The organism is Pseudomonas sp. E141 (assembly GCF_052659885.1).
On sequence record NZ_CP084024.1, the window covers coordinates 3807746 to 3829055 of the forward strand.

Here is a 21310-nt window from a genome sequence, read left to right on the forward strand (position 1 = left end):
TCAGCTGCCTTGGGCCGCCTTGGCGGCTTGCAGCTGCCGAGCCTGTTCGGTCAGGAGGGCCTTTTCCTCGGGACTCATCGCCTCCATGCGCAGGCGCACCTGGGCCATTTTTTCCAATTGCCCCGGACTGCTCTCCAGCGCCCGCAAGGCCAGGGCCAACGACGCCACGGTCGGATGATCGAAGACCAGTCCCGGATGAATTTCGCACTGCAACAACTTGCGAATACCGGCCACCAGTTTGATCACCAGCAACGAATGACCTCCGGCGGCGAAGAAGTCGCGATCGATGCCCAATCGCTCAAGCCCAAGCAACTGCGCCATGCGCGCGGCGAGCAATTGCTCCAGCGCATCGCGTGGCGCGGCGTCTTCATCGTCCGCTGTAGCCACCGCCAACTGCTGCAGTGCGTGGCGATCGATCTTGCCGTTGGCCAGTCGCGGGAATCGTTCGATCAGATGCAAATGCTGCGGCACCATCACGCTGGGCAAGCGGGCGCTCAGCTCAGCGCGCGCGGCGTCGAGCAAGCCCGTCGACAGTCCCTGCTGCGCCACGACAAAGGCCAACAGCCCCTGCTCGACCGACGCTGCCGGCAACACCAATGCTTCGGCCACCTGTGGCATGCGCACAAGCACGGCCTCGATCTCCGCCAGTTCAATACGGAACCCACGCACCTTGACCTGCTGATCGCGCCGACCATATAGCTGGATCGCCCCGTCCGGCCGATAACGCGCCAGGTCACCGGTGCGATACAACCGTTGCGCCGGATCAAAGGGACTCTGGATGAACGCCTGCGCATCGGCCTCGGCATTCAGATAGCCCCGGCACAACTGCGCTCCGCCCAGGTACACCTCACCCAGCACGCCCACCGGCGCCAAATGCAGATCGGCGTCCAGCACGTAAACCTGGTTGTTGCCCAGCACCTGGGTCAGCGCCGAACAGTCGCCGGCCGCGCCGTTCAGAGACAGCGGATGAATCATCACCCCCACCGTGGCTTCGGTCGGCCCGTAGTGGTTGAACACCCGGCAATCGCTGCGCAACCGGGCGATGCGCTCGACCAAGGTCGGCGCAATCGGCTCACCGCCAAGCACCAGGGTACCCGGCAGCCTCGCCCGTTCACTGTCGAGCAGCGCCGCGAGGTGCGAGGGCACGATTTTCAGGCAGTCGATCTGCTGCTGTTGCAGGTACTGGGCAAACAACGCGCCGTCCTGCATCTGCTCATCGCTGGCCACATGCAGGGTCGCGCCGTTGAACAACGCGCCAAACAACGCCGTATTGCCCAGGTCCGCCGCCACGCTGGAACTGAAACCGACGTTCTTGCACTGGGCAAGCCCCAGCGCCTGACTGGCCTGGGCGGTGTAATTGAGCAGTTGCCGATGCTCGATCACCACGCCTTTGGGCACGCCGGTGGAGCCGGAGGTAAACAACACATAGGCGATATCGTTGCCCTGTGTGGCTAGCGCAGGCAGTGGCGTAGCCGGATGGCTCAGCTCAGCCGCGGTCAGCGCCTTATACGGCTGATCCTGCCAGGCCGGCAGATGCGCCGCATCGGTCAACAACAACGCCGCGCCGGCCTGTTCCAGCATCAACGCCTGACGCGCCTGGGGCCACTGCACATCAAGGGGCAGATACGCCGCACCAAGGCGCCAGCTCGCCAGCATTGCAATCACCAGATCCACCGAGCGCGGCAACGCCAGCGCGACCATCGAACCGGCGCCCACGCCTTGCTGCTTGAGGCCCTGCGCCATGCTGTCGACCCGGGCTTGCAACTGGCCGTAGTTCATTTGCTGACGGGCGTCGGTCAGGGCAATGGCGTTCGGTGTATGCGACGCCAGATCGGCGATGCGCTGCGGCAGATAACGGCCATCAGCTAACGCGTGCATGGCGGGGTTGATTGCCAGCAAGCGCTGCTCTGCGGTGCGACTCAACAGATCGAGCCGCGCCAATGCGGTGTGTGGAGCGGCAAGGATCGACGCCAACAGCACGCCGTACTGTTCCAACACGGCGCTGGCCGAGGCCGGCGAGTAACGCGAGCTGGCGTAATGCAGATTGACCGCGGCAAGCTGCTGGGCAGCGTTCAATTGCACCTGCAACAGCAACTCGAATGGATCTGCCGGCACCCACACGGACCCTGCTGCAGCCCAGTTAAGGCCGCCACCGTTGCCGGCCCGGTTAGCCTGCCCCAGCGTAAAGCCGTAGGCCGGGCGCGCCGCCTCAGGCGACAGTTCCGGCGCCCAGTATTCCTGCCAGGTGCGATGGGCTTCCAGGCGCGCCGCCAGCTCGTCCAGCCACTCGCTGAACGACACCGTCGCGGGCAATGAAACGCTAAGCGGCAGGGTTTTCTCGAACACGCCCACAGCATTGGCGAAGTATTCATAGTCGCCACGGCTGTCATGACGCACGCCCACCAGCGCCTGATCAAGGCCGCTCAAACGTCCCAGCAACACCCACCACGCGCCTTGCAACACCGTGGCAAGCGGCTGACCGAGCTGCTCGGCCAACCGTTGCAACGCATCGCGCTGGGCCGGTTCCAGGGTCAGCGACACACTGGTATCAGCGGCCCCCGTCTCACTGCCGGCGCTGCGCGCAGCCAACCACGGTGTGGCGATGTCCGTCTCCACGCCTTGCAGGTAATGCTGCCAATAGGTTCGTCCGGTGGCGGCATCTTCATCAAGCACCACCTCACTGCGCCATTCCAGGTACTGGGCAAACTCGCCCGGTGCTTCGTCTTCCGACGCCTGAACTGCGGCGTACGCTTGCTGGATTTGCTCCAGCAGCAGATTCAGCGATTGCGCATCGGCACTGTAGCGAGCGATACCCAGCACCAGTTGCCATTGCTGCGGCGCCAGACGATAAAGCACGGCCTGGACGTTTGGCGATTCGCCCACCACAAAAGCACAGCCCAGCGAATCCTTGATCTGCGCCTGGACATCCTCGGTCCGTTGCGCGCCTGCCTGTATCGTCAGCGGGAAACGAGCGGCGCCGCTGGCGACCTGACGCAAGCCGTGGAAACCGGCCACTTTGTCCAGCCGCGCCAGCAGCATTGGCTGCTGTGCCAGGAGCGTATCGAACGCGATCTGCAATCGCTGCGGATCGAGATCGCCGTCGATGACCACGCTCAGCCAACGCAATGCTTCGCCACAGGTCGCCGTGCTCGACAGTTGCTCGAGCATCGCTTGTTGCTCGGGGGTCAAGGCAAAGCCGGGGTCCTGCTGGTCCATCAATACCTCGTTCATGCTCCGGTTTCCTCCAGGTTGCGGATGCCCTGGATGGCCGTCCCGGCATCGGCCTGGCCCTCCAGCGCGCTGCGCTCATACATATCGCCCATGGCAACCACGATCTTGCGGGGGCCCTCGAACGGGTCGCGGGCGTGGGCCACCAACATGTTGTCCAGCAGGATCACGTCGCCCTTGCGCCAGTCGAAACGCACCGCACAGGCTTCATACAAATCACCGATGCGCGCCATCACCTCATCCTCAATCGGTGTGCCATCGCCGTAATACACATGCCGAGGCATGCGCTCCAGACCGAACATCGACAGCAGGTCCTCCCGCACATCCGGCTCCAGCCAATAGATGTGATGCAATTGCACCTGATTGAAGAACGACTTCTCCCCGGTGATCGGGTGCGTGATGATCGCCGGCCCCGGTGTGCGGGTCTGCAACTCGTCGTTGTCGAGCCAGCGCCACTGGATACCGCCCGCCCGACACCGGGCCTCAACTTCGCGGCGGTCCTCGGTCTTGAAAAAGTGCTGCCACGACACGTCGAGTTTGTCGGTGAAGGTGCGCACATACAGCAGCCCTTTGTCTTCGAACTTCTCGCGAAGGTCCGACGGCAGTTTTTCGTACATCAACCGGCAATCCACCACTGGAGTCGCACCGCCCACAGGCGCGGCTTGCTCGCAATAGAACATTTGCTTGCGCGGCCAGCGGTCCTGATGGGAGCTTTCGTTGTGGAACAGAATCATCTTGCGCTCCGGGTACGGCGTGGAACGGTAGGTGTTCTTGCCCCCTTCCTTCTTCGGCAAATCGCCGTACTGACCATAAAGGCCGGGCTGGATCGCTTCGGCGAACGCTTCAAAGCCCTGGATGCCATCCAGTTCAAAACCGCGGAACAGAATGCCCGCATGTTCGGCCAGCTTTTGCTCGATCAGCGGCCGGTTCTGATGAATCCACTCGATGACATCCAGCTGGGGTTCACCCGGCTCCAGCATCAACGGGAATCGCTGCGGTGCTGCCACCAGTGATTCACGCACCCGCGCCGGTCGAGGCTTGGCGAGCGGTGTCACCGAGCGTTTGAGAAACTTGCCCAGCTTATCGGCCTTGGGCCCCGGGACGGTGGCAGGCTTGGCGGCGGCCGCCAAGTTGTCGACTGGCATGCTGATAGCTCCCAATTGAATGTCCTGATCAGCGACGATCTGTTCCAACAGGGCGGTCCAGGCCTGAATCAGGTGCTGAATGTGCTCATGTCCGAACAAGGTTGTGGCGAATTGCCAAGTGCCGCGCAATTGCCCTTCTTCTTCGTCAACGAACAACGCCATGTCGAATTTAGAATGGGTCTCCAACGCCGGCAGCAATTCCACGCTCAACCCCTTTATGGAGCGGGTGCGCACCGGCACGTTGTTCATCACGAACAACACCTGGAGCAAGGGATTCATGCCCTTGTGTCGTGGCACGCCTGAGGCTTCGACAATCTGGTCGAACGGCAAGTCCTGATGCTCCAGGGCGCCAAGCAGGTTGTCCTGGGTTTGCGCCAAAAAGCTTGCGAACGTGGCATCGGCGTCCAAGCGCGAACGCAGGGGCAGCACGTTGACGAAGAAACCGATCAGCCGCTCCAGCTCCGGCTGTTCACGACCCGCCACGTCGGCGCCAACCACCAGATCTTGCGCAGCGCAGAGCCGATGCAATAACACCTGGAAGGACGCCAGCAGCGTGCTGTACAGCGTGACCCCGGCTTCGCTGGACAACCGGCGCAAGGCTCCGGTCAGCCCGGTGGGAAGCTGGAACTGCAGCGCATCGCCGTCATAGGAGGCGGTCTGGCCCCGAGGGCGGGCCAGCGGCAGGTTCAGGCGCCCCTCGTAGCCGCTGAGCCGGTGTTTCCAGTAGTCAGCCTGACGCGCCAGTACGCCCTGCTCTTCCAGCGCCTGCTGCCACAAGGCGAAGTCATGGTACTGAATCTCCAGGGGCGCCAGCGGCATCGGTTCACCCTTGAGGGATGCCTCGTAGACCTGCACCAGTTCGTTGATCAGCAGCCCCATCGACCAGCCATCGGAGATGATGTGATGCATGGCGTACAGCAACACATGTTCGGTCGGCCCCAGGTGCAGGATCCGTCCGCGCAGCAGCGGTGCCTGCTCCAGATCGATCGGGGTGCGGGCATTTTCCAGCGTCGCCTGGGCCACCTGTTCCTGCCGGGCACTGGGCGACAGGCCAGACAGGTCGATCACCGGAAAGTCCAGTCGGACCTCATCGGCAATCAGCGCCACCGGATCCCCTTCTTCGTTTTGGCGATACGCAGTGCGCAATACGTCATGACGGCGTACCACGTCGGCAAAGCTGCTCATCAGACGCTCCACCGACAACTCGCCGCACAGGTGCAGCGCCATGGGCATGCCATACGCCGAAGTGCCGCCGGACAATTGTTCGGCGACCCACAAACGTCGCTGCACCAACGACAGCGGCGCGGAACGGCGTGGCCCATGGGCCTGGAGCCGCACCCCACGGGAATCGCCCGCCCGGACCGGTCCATCGACGGTGCCGGCCATCAGCGCCGCCAGCGCCTTGAGCTGCGGATGATCGAACAGGTCACGCAGGCTCAGCGGATAGCCGGTCAGCTTACGCAAGCGTGAAACGGCCTGGGTCGCCAGCAATGAGTGACCACCGCGCTCGAAGAAGTGGTCGTTGCGACCGACCTGTTCCAGCTCCAGCACCTCTTGCCAAACACCGGCAATCTGTTGCTCCAGCGCCCCTTCCGGCGCCACGAAGCCTTGCTGCGACTGGCTGGCGTCGAACCGAGGCAGCACCTTGCGTTCCAGTTTGCCGTTAGGGCTCACCGGCATGCGCTCAAGCAATACCCAGTGCTGCGGGACCATGTAGTCCGGCAAATGCTGGCTCAAGTGGGCCTTCAATGCCTGCTCGAATTCGTGGCGGATGTCGTCTTCGGCACTCAACAACGCCTGACGCTGTGGCACCACATAGCCCACCAGCACCGCACCGTCCTGGGCGATCACTACGGTTTCGCGGACCTGCGCATGCTCGGCCAGCCGCGCCTCGATCTCCCCCAACTCGATGCGCAGGCCACGGATTTTCACCTGATGGTCCATGCGCCCGGCGTACTCGATGACGCCGTCGGCACGGTAGCGCGCCAAATCGCCGGTCCGGTACAGGCGCGAGCCGTCTCCGAACGGGCTGGTGACGAAGCGCTCAGCCGTCAACGACGGGCGAGCATGGTAACCGCGAGCCAGGCCTTCACCGCCCAAGTACAACTCGCCCGTCACCCCCACCGGCAACGGTGAAAGGTTGTGGTCGAGGATAAACGTACTCAGGTTGGCAATCGGCTGACCGATCGGCACCGCGTCGCGGCCCTCGTCCACGCACGTCCAATGGGTCACGTCGATGGCCGCTTCGGTGGGACCGTACAGGTTATACAGACCGGCCGCCGGCAACTTGGCGAACACCTGCAATTGGGCGTCCACCGGCAAGGCTTCACCACTGCAAATAATCCGCGTCAGGCTCCGGCAACTGCCGACTGCGGGATCTTGCATGAACACCTGCAACATCGAAGGCACGAAGTGCAAGGTGGTGATCTGCTGCGTGGTGATCAGCTCGATCAGTTGCTCCGGATCGCGGTGGGCACCCGGTGGCGCCATGACCAGGGTCGAACCGGTCAGCAATGGCCAGAAAAACTCCCAGACCGATACGTCGAAACTGAACGGTGTTTTTTGCAGCACACGGTCGCTCGCGTCCAGCTGATAGGCGTCCTGCATCCAGCACAACCGATTGACCAGGGCCGAATGCCGGTTGCCCGCACCCTTGGGTTTGCCGGTGGAACCGGAGGTGTAGATCACATAGGCCAGGTTTTCGCCGCTGAGTTCGACCACCGGATTGGCCTCGCTGCGGCCAGCCAGCCAGTCGCCCGGCTGATCCAGCACCAGGCTGCGCAGGCCCGCCGGCAGCGGTAATTGTTCAAGCAAGTGGCGCTGGGTCAGCAACAAGCCAATGCCGCTGTCTTCGAACATATAGGCCAGGCGATCCTGTGGATACTCAGGGTCCAGCGGTACGTAGGCGCCACCGGCCTTGAGGATCGCCAGCAGGCCGACCACCATTTCCACCGAACGCTCCACGGCGATACCCACCAACACATCCGGCCCGACGCCTTGCTCCATCAGTACATGGGCCAGTTGGTTGGCCTGGGCATTGAGGGCCGCATAGCTCAGCCGGTGCCCGGCAAATACCAGGGCACACGCATCAGGCGTCTTGACCACCTGCGCTTCAATCAGTCGCTGCACGCTGCAATCGAGCGGGTACGGCGTCGCGGTGGCGTTCCAAGCCTGCTGAACCCGTTGCTGTCCTGCATTGAGCAACGACAGTTGCCCCACCAAGCGCTCGCCGCCGAGCACCATCTGCTCCAGCAGATAACGCAGGGACTGGCCGATACCGACAATGTCGTCTGGCGCGAAGCTGGCGTGGTTGTAGCTCAAGAGCAACGACAGCGTGTCACCCAGGTTCACCGCCAGGGTCAGTGGATAGTTGGTTTGTTCATGATTGGCGACTTCACCGAAGCGCAACGTGTCCGGGGCGCCCTGCTGCAACGCCTGGGACACCGGATAGTTCTCGAACACCAGCAACGTGTCGAACAGCGCCGCACCGCCCTGCCCGGCCCAGCGCTGGATGTCGAACAGCGGCGTGTGTTCGTGCTCGCGCAGGCTCAGGTTCCGCCCCTGGACCTCTTGCAACCACTGGCCGATGCTCTGCTCCGCCCGCGGGCTGCCAACCAGCGGCAAGGTGTTGATGAACAGACCGATCTGTTGCTCCACGCCGGGAATATGCGCGGGACGTCCGGCCACGGTGGCGCCAAAGGCAACTACTGACTGCCCGGTGCAACGTTGCAGCAATAGCTGCCAGGCCGCTTGCACCAGTGTGTTGACCGTCACTTTCTGCTCGCGGGCAAAGGCATGCAGCCGGGCCGTGGCATGGGTATCGAGCACCTGCTCATATTCGCCGTGGCCGTCGCTTGCCTCGCCGCGATGGTCCCGGGCAAAGGCCCCCGCAAGGTGGGTCGGCTCGTCCAGTTCGGCCAGTTGTGCCGTCCAGAATTGCTCGCTGGCCTGTGGGTCCTGAAGCGACAACCAGTCGATGTAGTCCCGGTAACGTCCAGACGGTCGGGCCGGTGACTGGCCGCTGTAGCGTTGCAACACTTCCCCCAGCAACTGCGAGTTGCTCCAGCCGTCCATCAGGATGTGATGGCTGGTGTAGATCAGGTGATAGCGGTCCTCTGCCACGCGCACCACCAGCAAGCGCAACAGCGGCGCCGCATCCAGCTCGAAACCCTGCTGGCGCTGCGCCAACGCCAGGGCGTCCAGGTCCTGGGATGGATTCGCTGCGGCACCCCCATCGTGGAACAGGAACGCAACCTCCATCTGTTTGTGTACAACCTGCAACGCCCGCTTGAAATCACCGTCCCAGACGAAACTGCTGCGCAGCACTTCATGGGCGTCCATGGCCGCCTGCCAGGCCTGGCGGAAGCGCTCGACGTCCAAGCCTGCGACATCAACACGCAGTTGATTGATGTAATTGCCGGCCTGTTGCTCATACAGCGTATGGAACAGCATGCCTTGCTGCATGGGCGACAACGGATAGATGTCTTCGATCTGCCGCGCAGCCAGCGGCAACGCGTCCAACTGGGCCTGGGTCAACCCGGCCAGCGGGAAGTCCGACGGTGTGAAGCCCTGATGCCGAGTCTGGCAGCAGTGCTCGATCAACGCCTGCAGCTCCTGAGCGTAATCCAGGGCCAGCGCCTGGATCGTCGACTCATCGAACATCTGCGTGCTGAATGTCCAGTCGACGCTCAACTCACCCGCGTAGACGCTGCCATTGAGCGTCAGCCAATTGTCCAGCGGCGCCAGCGGGCTCTGTGGCGCGCCCGCCGATTCGCCGGCCGGAACAAACAGCCCAGCGGCGTCATCAGCAAATCCGCTGTCGAACTGGCCCAGATAGTTGAAGGTGATGCGTGGCACCGGCAACGCCTGCAGGGCACACCGCGTCGGCTCATCACCCAGGTAGCGCAGCACGGCGAATCCGAGGCCCTTGTTGGGTATCGCGCGCAATTGTTCCTTGATGGCCTTGATCGAATCCTCGGTGGTCGTGGCCGGTGTCAACCGGACCGGAAACAGGCTGGTGAACCAGCCGACGCTGCGGCTCAAATCCAGGTCGTCGAACAGAGCCTCGCGGCCATGGCCCTCCAACTGAATCAAGGTCGAGGCCTCCCCGGTCCAGCGACCGATCACCTGTGCCAGGGCCGTCAGGAGCAGATCGTTGACCTGGGTGCGATAGGCCGCTGGCGCTTGCTGCAAGAGCTGGCGGGTCTGGTTTTTATCCAGCCGCGTCTGGACCTGCGCCCCATGACACCTGCGCAGTTCGCCCTGCGGCCGGTCACAGGGCAAATCGCCGCGAGCGCCCTCAAGTTGCCCTTGCCAGTACGCCATCTGGGTTTGGAACGCTGCACTGCCCGCATGGGTTTTCAAGCGTTGCGCCCAGGCCTGGGTGGCGCTGGTCTTGGCCGGCAGTTTCGGGGTCTGGCCGGCCTGCAATTGTTCATAAGCCTGTTGCAGGTCTTCCAGCAGAATGCGCCAGGACACCCCGTCCACCACCAGGTGATGAATCACCAGCAACAGTCGTTGGCTGCCATCGGCCAGGTTCGCCAGGACACCGCGCAACAACGCGCCGCTTTCCAGGTCCAGGCTGCGCTGGGCTTGTTCGGCCAGGCGCTCCAGCGCCGGGGCATCTGCCACCTCAGCCGTCCACAACAGCGGTGAGCGACGCCAGATCGCCTGCTGTTCAGCGAGTGTTTGATGGCGAGCGGTCCAGGCGTCGTCCTCACGCTTGAAGGCCAGGCGCAAGGCATCGTGATGGGCAACCAATGCCTGCAACGCCTGCTCCAGATGCCCGGCGTGTAAAGGCCGCAACCCCTTGAGCAGCACCGACTGGTTCCAGTGATGAGGCTCGGCCATGGGCTGGTCGAAAAACCATTGCTGGAACGGCAGCAGCAGCGTCTCTCCCGTCACCGGCCTCTGATCGATAGCCGGCCCGCTGTCACCCAGGGTCACCACGCTGGCCAGACCCTGGATGGTCTGATGAATGAACAGATCCTTGGGGCTGAAATGGATGCCTGCCTGACGGGCCCGGCTGACCATCTGGATGGAGACGATCGAATCGCCCCCCAGCTCGAAGAAGTTGTCGCTGAGCCCCACTTGCCCGCGCCCGAGCACGCTTTGCCAGATACCGGCCAACGCCTGTTCGATGGCGGTGACCGGTGCGATGTAAGCCTTGGGGTTGGCGGTGATATCGGCCTTGGGCAGCGCCTTGCGCTCCAGTTTGCCGTTGGGGCTGACGGGCATTTTTTCCAGCCACAACCAGTGCTGCGGCACCATGTAGTCGGGCAAGGCCTGGCTCAAATGCTCCTTGAGATGACCTTGCAGTGTCTGGCGAACGATGTCTTCGGCGGCCAGCAACTCGGCGCGCGCCGGCACCACGTAGGCCACCAGCAAGCTCCCGTCCTGAGCGATGACAACGGCTTCACGCACGTCGTCGTGCTCGGCCAGGCGCGCTTCAATTTCACCCAACTCGATGCGCAGGCCACGGATCTTCACCTGATGATCCATCCGCCCGGCATACTCGATCACGCCATCGGCGCGGTAGCGCGCCAGGTCGCCGGTGCGATACAGGCGCTGACCATTGCCGAAGGGGCCGATCACGAACCGCTCGGCCGTCAGCGCCGGGCGTCGATGGTAACCACGGGCCAGGCCCTCGCCCGCCAGGTACAGCTCGCCGATCACCCCCACTGGCACCGGTGACAGTTCATCATCGAGGATGCAGGTGCCGAGGTTGGCAATCGGTTGACCGATCGGCACGCTGTCGCGCCCCTCCTCGACACAGGTCCAATGGGTCACGTCGATGGCCGCCTCGGTCGGACCGTAGAGGTTGTACAGGCCGGCGTTCGGCAGTTTGGCAAACACCTGCTGCTGCGCATCCACCGGCAAGGCTTCGCCGCTGCACACGATGCGTTTCAGGCTGGTGCATTCGGCCACGTGTGGATCCTGCAGGAAAGCCTGCAACATCGACGGCACGAAGTGCAGCGTGGTGATGCGCTGCGCGGTGATCAGTTCGATCAGTTGTGTCGGGTCGCGATGAGCGCCCGGCGCGGCCACCACCAGCGTCGAGCCGGTCAGCAGCGGCCAGAAAAACTCCCAGACCGACACGTCGAAACTGAACGGCGTTTTTTGCAGCACGCTGTCGTCCGCCTCCAGCCGATACGCGTCCTGCATCCAGCACAGCCGATTGACCAACGCCGAATGACGATTACCCGCGCCCTTGGGCTTGCCGGTGGAACCCGAGGTGTAGATCACATACGCCAGGTTTTCGCCGTCGAGTCTGACGTGCGGATTGGCGTCGCGGCCTGCTTGCAGCCCGTCATCGGGCAGATCCAGCACCAGGCTGCGCAGCCCCGGCGGGATTGGCAATTGTTCGAGCAAGTGGCTTTGGGTCAGCAGCAAACCGATACCGCTGTCTTCGAACATATAGGCCAGGCGCTCCCGTGGATATTCCGGGTCCAGCGGCACGTAGGCACCGCCGGCCTTGAGAATCGCCAACAGCCCCAGCACCATTTCCACGGAACGCTCCACGGCAATGCCCACCAGCACATCCGGACCGACACCCTGCTCGATCAGCCGGTGAGCCAAGCGATTGGCCCGAGCATTGAGCTGGGCATACGTCAGGCGTTGCTCGCCGAAAACCAGCGCCGGGGCGTCCGGGGTTCGCCGCACCTGTTCTTCGATCAACCCATGCACACTGCGATCGAGGGGGTATTGCGCCGTCGTCGCGTTCCAGTCGAGCAGCATCCGCCGCCGTTCGTCAGCGTCCAGTAGCGCCCACTGCGCAACGGGCCGATGCAGGTCCTGCACCAGGCCTTGCAACAGGTTGAGCCAGTGCCGGCCCATGCGCTCGATGGTGGCCGGCTCGAACAGATCCGTCGCGTAGGTCAGGGCGGCGTGCAGGCCTTGCGGGCTGTCGCTGGTATCCAGGCTCAGGTCGAATTGTGCGGTGCGCTGTGCCCAGCCAAGCGGTTCGACCGCCAGGCCTGGCAAGGCATTGGCCAGTGCTGCACCGGTTTCGTTGCGGTGGTTGAACATGGCCTGGAACAACGGGCTGTGGCTCAGGTTGCGCTGCGGTTGCAAGGCATCGACCAATTGCTCGAACGGCAGGTCCTGATGCATCTGCGCCGCCATGGCTGTCTGTTTGATCTGTTGCAGCAAATCCGCTCCGGTCAGATCACGGTGGAATTCGGCCCGCAGCACCTGGGTATTGACGAAGAAACCGATCAACCGCTCGGTTTCCAGGCGATGACGGTTGGCAATCGGCACCCCGACGCGGATGTCGGCCTGACCGCTGTAGCGATGTAGCAGCGCTTGGAAAGAACCGAGCAACAGCACGAACAGCGTGACGTTTTCCCGTCGGGCCAGGGCTTTGAGGGCGTCGCTCAGCGAGCGATCCAGCACAATCGGCAAACGCGCGCCGCGCAGGCTTTGCTGCGCCGGGCGCGGATGGTCCGTGGGCAGCTCCAACAGCGGTTGCTCGCTGCCCAGTTGCCCGGTCCAGTAGGCCAGTTGTCGCTCCCGTTCGCCGGCGGCCATCCATTGCCGCTGCCAGACGGCATAGTCGGCGTATTGCACCGCCAGAGGCGGCAACTGCGCAGGCTGTTCCTGAATGAACGCCGAATACAGGCTCATCAGGTCGTCGACCATCACCTGCAACGACCAGGCGTCGGCAACGATGTGATGCACGGTCAGGACCAGAATGTGCTCCTGCTCGCTCACATCCAGCAGCGCCACGCGCAACAGCGCCTCGCTCAGCAGATCGAACGGGCGTTGCGTCTGCTGCTCGAGGAACGCCTGAATACTGGCCTCGTCAGCCACTGCCAGGCGTTGCTCGACGAAGTGGACCTGCCCCTGTGGGCGAATCACCTGGCAGGTGCGGCCATCGTCCTCCACGAACTCCGTGCGCAGGCTTTCGTGACGTTGCAGCAGCGCTTCAAAACTGTGGCGCAGGGCGATTTTGTCCAGCGCACCGCGCATCCGCAGCGCAGTCGGAATATTGTAGGCGGCGCTGTCGGGGTCCATTTTCCACAGGAACCACTGGCGTTCCTGGGCAAACGACAGCGGCAGCGGTGCGTCACGCGTCACCGGCACCATCGCAGGCGCCTGCTCGCCTTGGCCGGCGTCGAGAGCATTGACGAAGTCCTGCAACGTGCTGTGTTCGAACAGGCTGCGCAGCGGCACTTCGATAGCCAACGCTCGACGGACCCGAGACACCACCTGGGTGACCAGCAGCGAGTGCCCGCCCAACTCGAAGAAGTTGTCCTCCAGCCCTACCCGCTCAAGCTTGAGCACCTCCTGCCAGATCGCCGCCACCTGTTGCTCACGCTGACTGCGGGGCGCCACGTAAAGCCGCTGCACTTCGCCCACATCGGGCGCCGGCAACGCCTTGCGATCGACCTTGCCATTGGGCGTCAGCGGCAGTTGTGCCAGGAACACCAAGTGCGCCGGAACCATGTACTCGGGCAATTGCGCCTTGAGCGCGGCCTTGAGCGAAGCGCGTAACGAAGCCTCGTCCGCTATTTCACTGGTCGCGGGCACCACGTAACCCACCAGTTGTGCACCGGTCGGGGCTTCATGGGCCACCACCACGGTTTCCCGCACAGTGTCCTGGGCCAGCAATGCGGCTTCGATTTCACCCAGCTCGATACGCAAGCCGCGAATCTTGACCTGATGGTCGATGCGTCCGATGTACTCGACCACGCCTTCGGCCCGATAACGGGTCAGGTCGCCGGTGCGGTACAGCCGCTCACCCGAGGTGGAGAACGGGTCCGGCACAAACCGCTCGGCGGTCAACGCCGGACGTTGAAAGTAGCCGCGGGCCAGCCCGTCGCCGCCGATCAGCAACTCACCCGGGGCGCCCGGAGGGTTGAGCGTCAGGTCACTGCCTACGATGTACAGGGCGGTGTTGTCCAGCGGCTTGCCCAGGAACGGACGGCTGTTTTCCCGACTCAACGGATGCACCGCCGACCAGATCGTGGTTTCGGTCGGGCCATAGAGATTCCAGACCTTCGGCGAAAGCGCCAGCAGTCGTTGCGCCAACTCCAGGGGCAACGCCTCGCCGCCGCAGAGGAACGTGCGACCGGCCAGCACCGCCGAGTGCTCATGATCCAGCAACATGCGCCAGCTCGAAGGTGTGGCTTGCAGCACGCTCACGTCGTGACGCTCGATCAGCGCCAGCACCGCTTGTGGATCCTGGTGCACGTCCTGCCCGGTCAGCACCACGCTGGCGCCGGCCGACAACGGCCCGTAGATTTCCAGGCCAAAAATGTCGAAGGAAAACGTCGTCAGCGACAGCATGCGATCGCTGGCCGTGATGCCTGGCCGGGCGATCATGCTGGTGACAAAGTTGCTCAGCGCGCCATGGCGGACCATGACGCCCTTGGGTTTACCGGTTGAACCGGAGGTGTAGATGACGTAGGCCAGGTGCTCGGTGGTCAATGGCACCGCCGGGCATGTGGACGGTGCGGCCTGCCACGCGGCGTCCGGCTGGTCCAGCAACAGGGTGCGCAGGGTCGCCGGGATCGGCAGTTGAGCCTGCAAGCGGGCCTGGGTCAGCAGCAACTCGATGCCGCTGTCCTGGATCATGTAGGCTAGGCGATCCTCGGGGTACGCCGGGTCCAGCGGCACATAAGCGCCGCCGGCCTTGAGAATCGCCAGCAGGCCGACAAGCATCTCGGCGCTGCGCTGCACCGCGATGCCCACCGGCTGGTCCGGCGTCACGCCCAGGCCGATCAAGCGGTGGGCGAGTTGGTTGGCGCGGGTATCCAGTTGTCCGTAGCTCAAGGTCTGGCCATCAATGCTCAGCGCCAGTGCATCAGGCGTTATCCGCGCCTGTTCGGCGATGCGCTGGTGCACGCACAGGGCATCGCTGCCATGGTCGACCACGCGGTGCCAGTCTTGCTGTGTGCGGCGCTGCTGGGCGGTGTCGAGCAGCGGCAACTCACCGATGCGCTGCTGCGGCGCATCGACGATGCCCTGCAACAGGTTCAGCCAGTGGCGGGCCAGACGTTCAATGGTGTGGGGTTCGAACAGGTCGGTGGCGTAAGTCAGCTCCGCCGCGACACCCTGCCCAGTTTCATAAGTGCCCAGGGTCAGATCGAACTGGGCGGTGCGCCCTTCCCACACCAGGTCTTCGACGCTCAAGTGCGGCAGTTGCTGTTGCCGGTCCTGGGTGTCGCTGGCGGTCTGGTGGTTGAACATGACCTGGAAGATCGGACTGTGGCTGAGGCTGCGCTCAGGTTGCAGGGCCTCGATCAACTGCTCGAACGGCAAGTCCTGATGAGCCTGGGCGGCCATGGCCGACTGCTTGACCTGCGCGAGCAAACGGTCGAACGGCAGTTGTCCATCCACATGAGCGTTGAGCACCTGGGTGTTGACGAAAAAGCCGATCAGGCCCTCGGTCTCGACCCGATTGCGGTTAGCCACCGGCACGCCGACGCGGATCTGCGGCTGGCCGCTGTAGCGATGCAGCAAGGCCTGGAACGAGGCCAGCAAGACCATGAACAGACTGGCACCTTCGCGCTGGGCCAACTGCTTGAGCGCCGCGCCCAGTTCCGGCGGCAGGTTCAGGTCCAGGCGCGCCCCGCGAAAACTCTGCACGGGCGGGCGCGGATGATCGAGGGGCAACTCCAATACCGGTTGTTCGTCGCCCAGGGTCTGCACCCAATAGGCCAACTGCCGCTCACGCTCACCGGCCTCGAGCCAGTGACGCTGCCAGATCGCATAGTCGGCGTATTGCACACTCAGCGCTGGCAACGCCAACGGCTGGCTGGCGGTGTCGGCCGCGTAGTGACGCACCAGCTCATCCACCAGCACCTGCATCGACCAGCCATCGGCAATGATGTGGTGCTGGATCAGCGCCAGCACGTGGTCGTCCTCGGCGATTTTCAACAGCGAAACCCGCAGTAACGGCCCCTGGCGCAAATCGAACGGGCGTGCGGTTTCAGCCTCGACGAACGCCTTGATGGCGTCGTCCTCGCTGGCCAACGGAGCGGCGGTCAAGGCCTGCACGGCGATGCCCAGGGGCATGTGCCGGTGGATGACCTGCACGGTCTGCTCGCCGTTCTCGCCGAAGGTGGTGCGCAAGCTTTCGTGGCGCTCGAGCAGTGCGTTGAAACTGCGCTCCAGGGCCGGCACGTCCAACTGCCCTTTGAGGCGCAGGGCACTGGGGATGTGGTAAGCCGAGCTGTGGGGATCCATTTGCCAGAGGAACCATTGACGTTCCTGTGCGTAGGAGAGCGGGATGTGTTCGAACCCGAGACGGACCTGGGGAATCGGCAAATTGGCCGGCGAGACGCCCTCTTCGAGCATCTTCTCCAGGTACAGCTTACGTTTGTCCAGCGGCAGAGTGATAAAGCGCTTGGCAATCGTCAAAGCAACACTCTTGTCCATCAGACTTCCTCCATTTCATCAAGCAGGGCTTGCAGCTTGCTGAGTTTCTGTTCATTGATTGGCGCGTCCCCGGTGTCCAGTTGCGCGACAAAATCCCTCAGGACGGGGTGCTGGAAAATCAGTTGCGGGGTCAGGGTCAACCCCAGTTCGAGCGCCATGCGCGAGACGACATTGACTGCCAGCAGCGAATGGCCGCCCAGCTCGAAAAAGTGATCGTTCAGGCCCACGCGCTGCACCGTGAGCACCTGTGCCCAGATCGCCGCGACCTGCTGCTCAAGCTCAGTGACCGCAGCGACATAACCGGCCTGCAACCAGCCAGTGTCCACAGCCGGCAGGGCCTTGCGGTCGAGCTTGCCGTTGGGGGTCAGCGGCAATTGCTCGAGGAACAGCAGATGGGTCGGGATCATGTAGTCGGGCAGGTGCTCCTTGAGCCTGGCCTTGAGTTCATCGCGCAGTGCGCGTTGCTCCTCGGTGTCATCCAGGTTCAGGGACGGAGCGACCACGTAGGCCACCAGTTGCTGGCCGCCCGACACGTCCTGGGCCAGCACCGCCACTTCACGCACCTGGGGTTGTTGCAGCAGCCGTGCTTCGATTTCTCCCAACTCGATGCGGAAGCCGCGGATCTTCACCTGATGGTCGATGCGGCCCTGATACTCGAGCACGCCATCGGCGCGATAACGGCTCAAGTCACCCGTGCGGTACAGCCGTTCGCCGTTTGTGGAAAATGGGTTGGGCACATACTTCTCGGCCGTCATCGCGGCGCGGCCGAGGTAGCCACGGGTGATGCCCGCGCCGCTCAGGTACAGCTCGGCTGAAACGCCCTGGGGCACCGCTTGCAGGTTGGCGTCGAGCAGGTAGCTGGAGGTGTGCTTGACGGGCCGGCCGATGTTCGCCGTGCCGCCGGCAGTGCGGCGGGTCCAGGTGGAATAAGTGGTGTCTTCCGAGGGACCGTAAAGGTCGTAGACGTGCTCAATGCCGCTCTCACAGTACAGAGAGTCCACCAGGCTTTGCTTCAGCGGTTCCCCGGCCAGGTTGATGATGCGCACGCTGGCCGGAATCTCGCCGCTGCGCTGCAACGCGGCGATGGCCGAGGGCACGCTGTTGATCAGCCGTACTTGATCGCGGGCCGGCAGTTGCGGCAGCTCCAGGGCGTTGCGGGCGATGATCAGCGAACCGCCGTTGGCCAGGGTCACGAACAGCTCCCACACCGACAAGTCGAAGCACACCGAGGTCGAAGCGAGCACGCCCTGAATGTCATCGCGACTGTAGACCGATCTGGACCAGTCGATCAGCGCCAGCACGTTGCGATGGGCAATCGCCACGCCCTTGGGCTGGCCGGTGGAGCCGGAGGTGTAGATCACGTAGGCGAGGTTGTCGGGCGTCACGGTTGTGTGGGGTGCGCTCAATGGGTAGTGCGCCAGGTCGAGCTGATCCAGCATGAGCACGGCGGTTTCGGCCGGTACGCTCAGCGTTGCCGCCACCGATTGTTCAGTCAGCAATACCCGCGCGCGGCTGTCGTCGAGCATGTAGGCCACGCGCTCGGCCGGGTAATCCGGGTCCAGCGGCACGTAGGCGCCACCGGCCTTGAGCACCGCCAGCAGGGCAATCAGCAGGTGCTCGGAGCGCGGCATCGCCACGCCCACACGCACTTCCGGGCCCACGCCCATTTCGATGAGCTGGTGAGCCAGGCGATTGGCGCGGCCATCGACTTCGCTGTAGCTCAGTCGGGTATTGGCGAAGGTCACCGCCAGGGCATCCGGTGTGGCCTCGGCCTGGCGAGCAATCATCTGGTGAATGCACAGCGCTTGTTCGAAGGGCGCATCAACCGGGTTCCAATCGTGGGTCAGACGCTGATGCTCATCGAACTCCAGCATCGACAGTTCACCCAGGCAGCGCTCGCCATGAGCGGTCATCTGGCCCAACAACTGGGCCAGATGGGTCGCCAATCGCGTCACTGTGGCGGGTTCGAAACTGGCCCGCTGGTAGCTCATGTGCACCGACAACTGCCGATCCAGGCCCACCAACAGCGTCAACGGGTAGTTGGTCTGCTCTTGGGTGGCCGCCGGACCAAAGCGCAGGCCATCCGGCGCGCCTTGCTCCAGGGCCTGGGCAATCGGGTAGTTCTCGAACACCAGCAAACTGTCGAACAGCGCTTCACCGCCCTGCCCGGCCCAGCGCTGGATGTCCAGCAACGCGGTGTGCTCAAACTCGCGCAGCGCCAGGTTCTGTGCTTGTAGCGCTTGCAGCCAACTGTCCAGGGACTGCTCGGCCCGAGGGCTGGCGATCACCGGCAGGGTGTTGATGAACAGGCCGATCTGCTGCTCGATACCGGGCAAGTCCGCCGGACGACCGGCCACCGTCGCGCCGAAGGCCACGGTGTCTTTGCCGGTGTAACGCTGCAACAGCAGCAGCCACGCGGCCTGCACCAGCGTGTTGACGGTGACTTTCGAGGTACGGGCGAAAGCTTCCAGACGGCGGGTCAGCGTCTCGTCCAGAACCTGCACGTGATCGCCGTAGCCCGTGTCGGCCTCCCCGGACTGCGCAATGGCATCGGCCAGCCGCGTCGGCGTCTCCAGGCGCTGCAGCGCAGGTCTCCAGAACGCTTCGCTGGCGGCGCCATCCTGGCGTTGCAGCCAGGCGATGTAGTCCCGGTAACGGCTGCCAGATGCAACGACGCTCTGGCCGCTGTAGCGCTGCAACACTTCCCCCAGCAACTGGGAATTGCTCCAGCCGTCCATCAGGATGTGATGATGGGTGTAGATCAACTGATAGCGCTGCTCATCGAGCCGCACGATCAGCAGTCGCAACAGCGCCGGCGCACTCAGGTCCAGCTGCCGACGCTCGGCTTCGGCCAGGGCCTGCAAGGTTTCATCGCGCTGCGCATCGTCCCGCAAATCATGCAAGCGGTAAGGCAAGTCCAATTGCTTGCTGACGATCTGCACCGGATCTGGCAGGTCACCCTGCCAGACAAACCGTGTGCGCAGGATGTCATGGGCGTCCACCGCCGCCTGCCAGGCTTGACGGAAACGTTGCGGCTCCAGGCCTTCAACGTCCAGGCGCAATTGGTTGATGTAGTCGCCCGTGGCGTCGCCGTAGACGCTATGGAACAGCATCCCTTGTTGCATCGGCGACAGTGGATACAGGTCGGCGATCTGCGCCGTCACCACCGGCAAATCATCGAGTTGCTGCTGGTTCAGGCGGGCCAGGGGGAAGTCCGACGGCGTCACGCCGCCATGCTCGCCGTGGCAGCAATGTTCGATCAAGCCTTGCAGCTCGCGGGCGTAATCGTCGGCCAGGGCCTGGACGGTGGCTTCGTTGAACTGCTCGCGGCTGAAGGTCCAGCCCAGGTTCAGTTCGCCGCCAAACACTTGGCCGTTCAGCGCCAGGACGTTGGACAGCGGAGCCTGGGCGTTCAATTCATCGCCGGCGCCTTCGCTGGCCGGCACGAACAAGGCACCTTGCGCTTCGCTGAAGCTGGCATCGAACTGCCCCAGGTAATTGAAGGTCAGCTGCGGTACCGGCAGCCGGGCAAGGATCGCCTGCGTCGGGTTATCCGCCAGATGAGCCAAGGCACCGAAACCCAGGCCTTTGTTGGGGATCGAGCGCAACTGCTCCTTGATCTGCTTGAGAGAGGTCCCCAGGTCCATCGACGGCGTCAGTCTGGCCGGGTACAGGCTGGTGAACCAACCAACGGTGCGGGTCAGGTCCACGTCATCGAACAACGCTTCGCGGCCATGGCCTTCGAGCTGGATCAACGCGCTGTCGGTGCCGGTCCAGCGCACCATGACCCGGGCCAAAGCGGTGAGCAGCAGATCATTGACCTGGGTGCGATAGGCCTTGGGCGCGTCTTGCAGCAATTGGCGAGTCAATGAAGCATCGAGCCGGGTGCGTACCGTCAGCGCGAGGTGGTTGTGCTGGCCGCCCTGGGGATTGTCCATCGGCAACCGCCCATCGACACCCTCCAGCCGGGTCTGCCAGTAGGCCAGTTCTTCCTGCAACGACGCGCTGCGGGCATAACCTTGCAAACGTTCGGCCCAGACCTGTGCCGAGGTGGTTTTCGCCGGCAACTGCAGCATCCCGCCGTCGGCCAGTTGCCGGTAGGCGCTTTGCAGATCGTCGAACAGAATCCGCCACGACACGCCATCCACCACCAGGTGATGGATCACCAGCAACAGCCGCTGACTGCCATCGGCCAACGTCGCCAGCACCGCCCGCAGCAGCGGACCGTCTTGCAGGTCCAGGCTGCGTTGCGCGCGGTTGGCAATGTTTTCCAGCGCCTGGGCGTCAGGCACGTCCACCGCCCAAAGCAGCTCTGCGCAGTGGCTGGCCGGGGACCGGTAAGTGGCCTGCCAGCCCTCGCTGCGTTCGCTGAAGCTCAAGCGCAGGCCATCGTGGTGCACCACCAGCGCGCTCAAGGCTTGCGCCAGCACGCGGGCATCCAGGGCGTGCGTGGGTTTGAGCATCACCGCCTGGTTCCAGTGCTGACGCTCAGGGATCGCCTGCCCGAAGAACAGCCGTTGCACCGGCAACAGGGTCAGCGTACCGCTCACCGG

3 protein-coding genes (1 of these 3 only partly in view) are annotated in these 21310 nt (G+C 63.7%); all 3 read right to left on the reverse strand.

Annotated features, from left to right (window positions below):
- Tightly spaced (each overlapping or abutting the next), the 3 genes in view from GKKCFE_RS16965 to GKKCFE_RS16975 form a layout consistent with a single transcriptional unit that may run on beyond the window.
- Positions 1–3231 carry a non-ribosomal peptide synthetase gene (locus GKKCFE_RS16965; protein WP_445576872.1) on the reverse strand — a complete coding sequence of 1077 codons (3231 nt, stop codon included), beginning with the start codon at positions 3229–3231 and terminating at the stop codon, positions 1–3.
- A complete protein-coding gene (locus GKKCFE_RS16970; RefSeq protein ID WP_445576873.1) occupies positions 3228–16757 on the reverse strand; it encodes a non-ribosomal peptide synthase/polyketide synthase in 13530 nt (4509 codons plus the stop codon). Before GKKCFE_RS16970 ends, GKKCFE_RS16965 begins: the two co-directional genes overlap by 4 nt.
- Positions 16757–21310, reverse strand: partial view of a non-ribosomal peptide synthase/polyketide synthase gene (locus GKKCFE_RS16975; protein WP_445576874.1) — the final stretch only. 7797 nt of this gene lie beyond the right edge of the window; only the last 4554 of its 12351 coding nucleotides appear in the window; its start codon lies off the right edge, out of view; it ends in the stop codon at positions 16757–16759. Before GKKCFE_RS16975 ends, GKKCFE_RS16970 begins: the two co-directional genes overlap by 1 nt.

What these genes read in the sequence shown, in the direction of transcription:
- GKKCFE_RS16965 (WP_445576872.1), bottom strand. Translation starts at nt 3,231, where the DNA reads ATGAACGAGGTATTGATGGACCAGCAGGACCCCGGCTTTGCCTTGACC.
- GKKCFE_RS16970 (WP_445576873.1), bottom strand. Translation starts at nt 16,757, where the DNA reads ATGGACAAGAGTGTTGCTTTGACGATTGCCAAGCGCTTTATCACTCTG.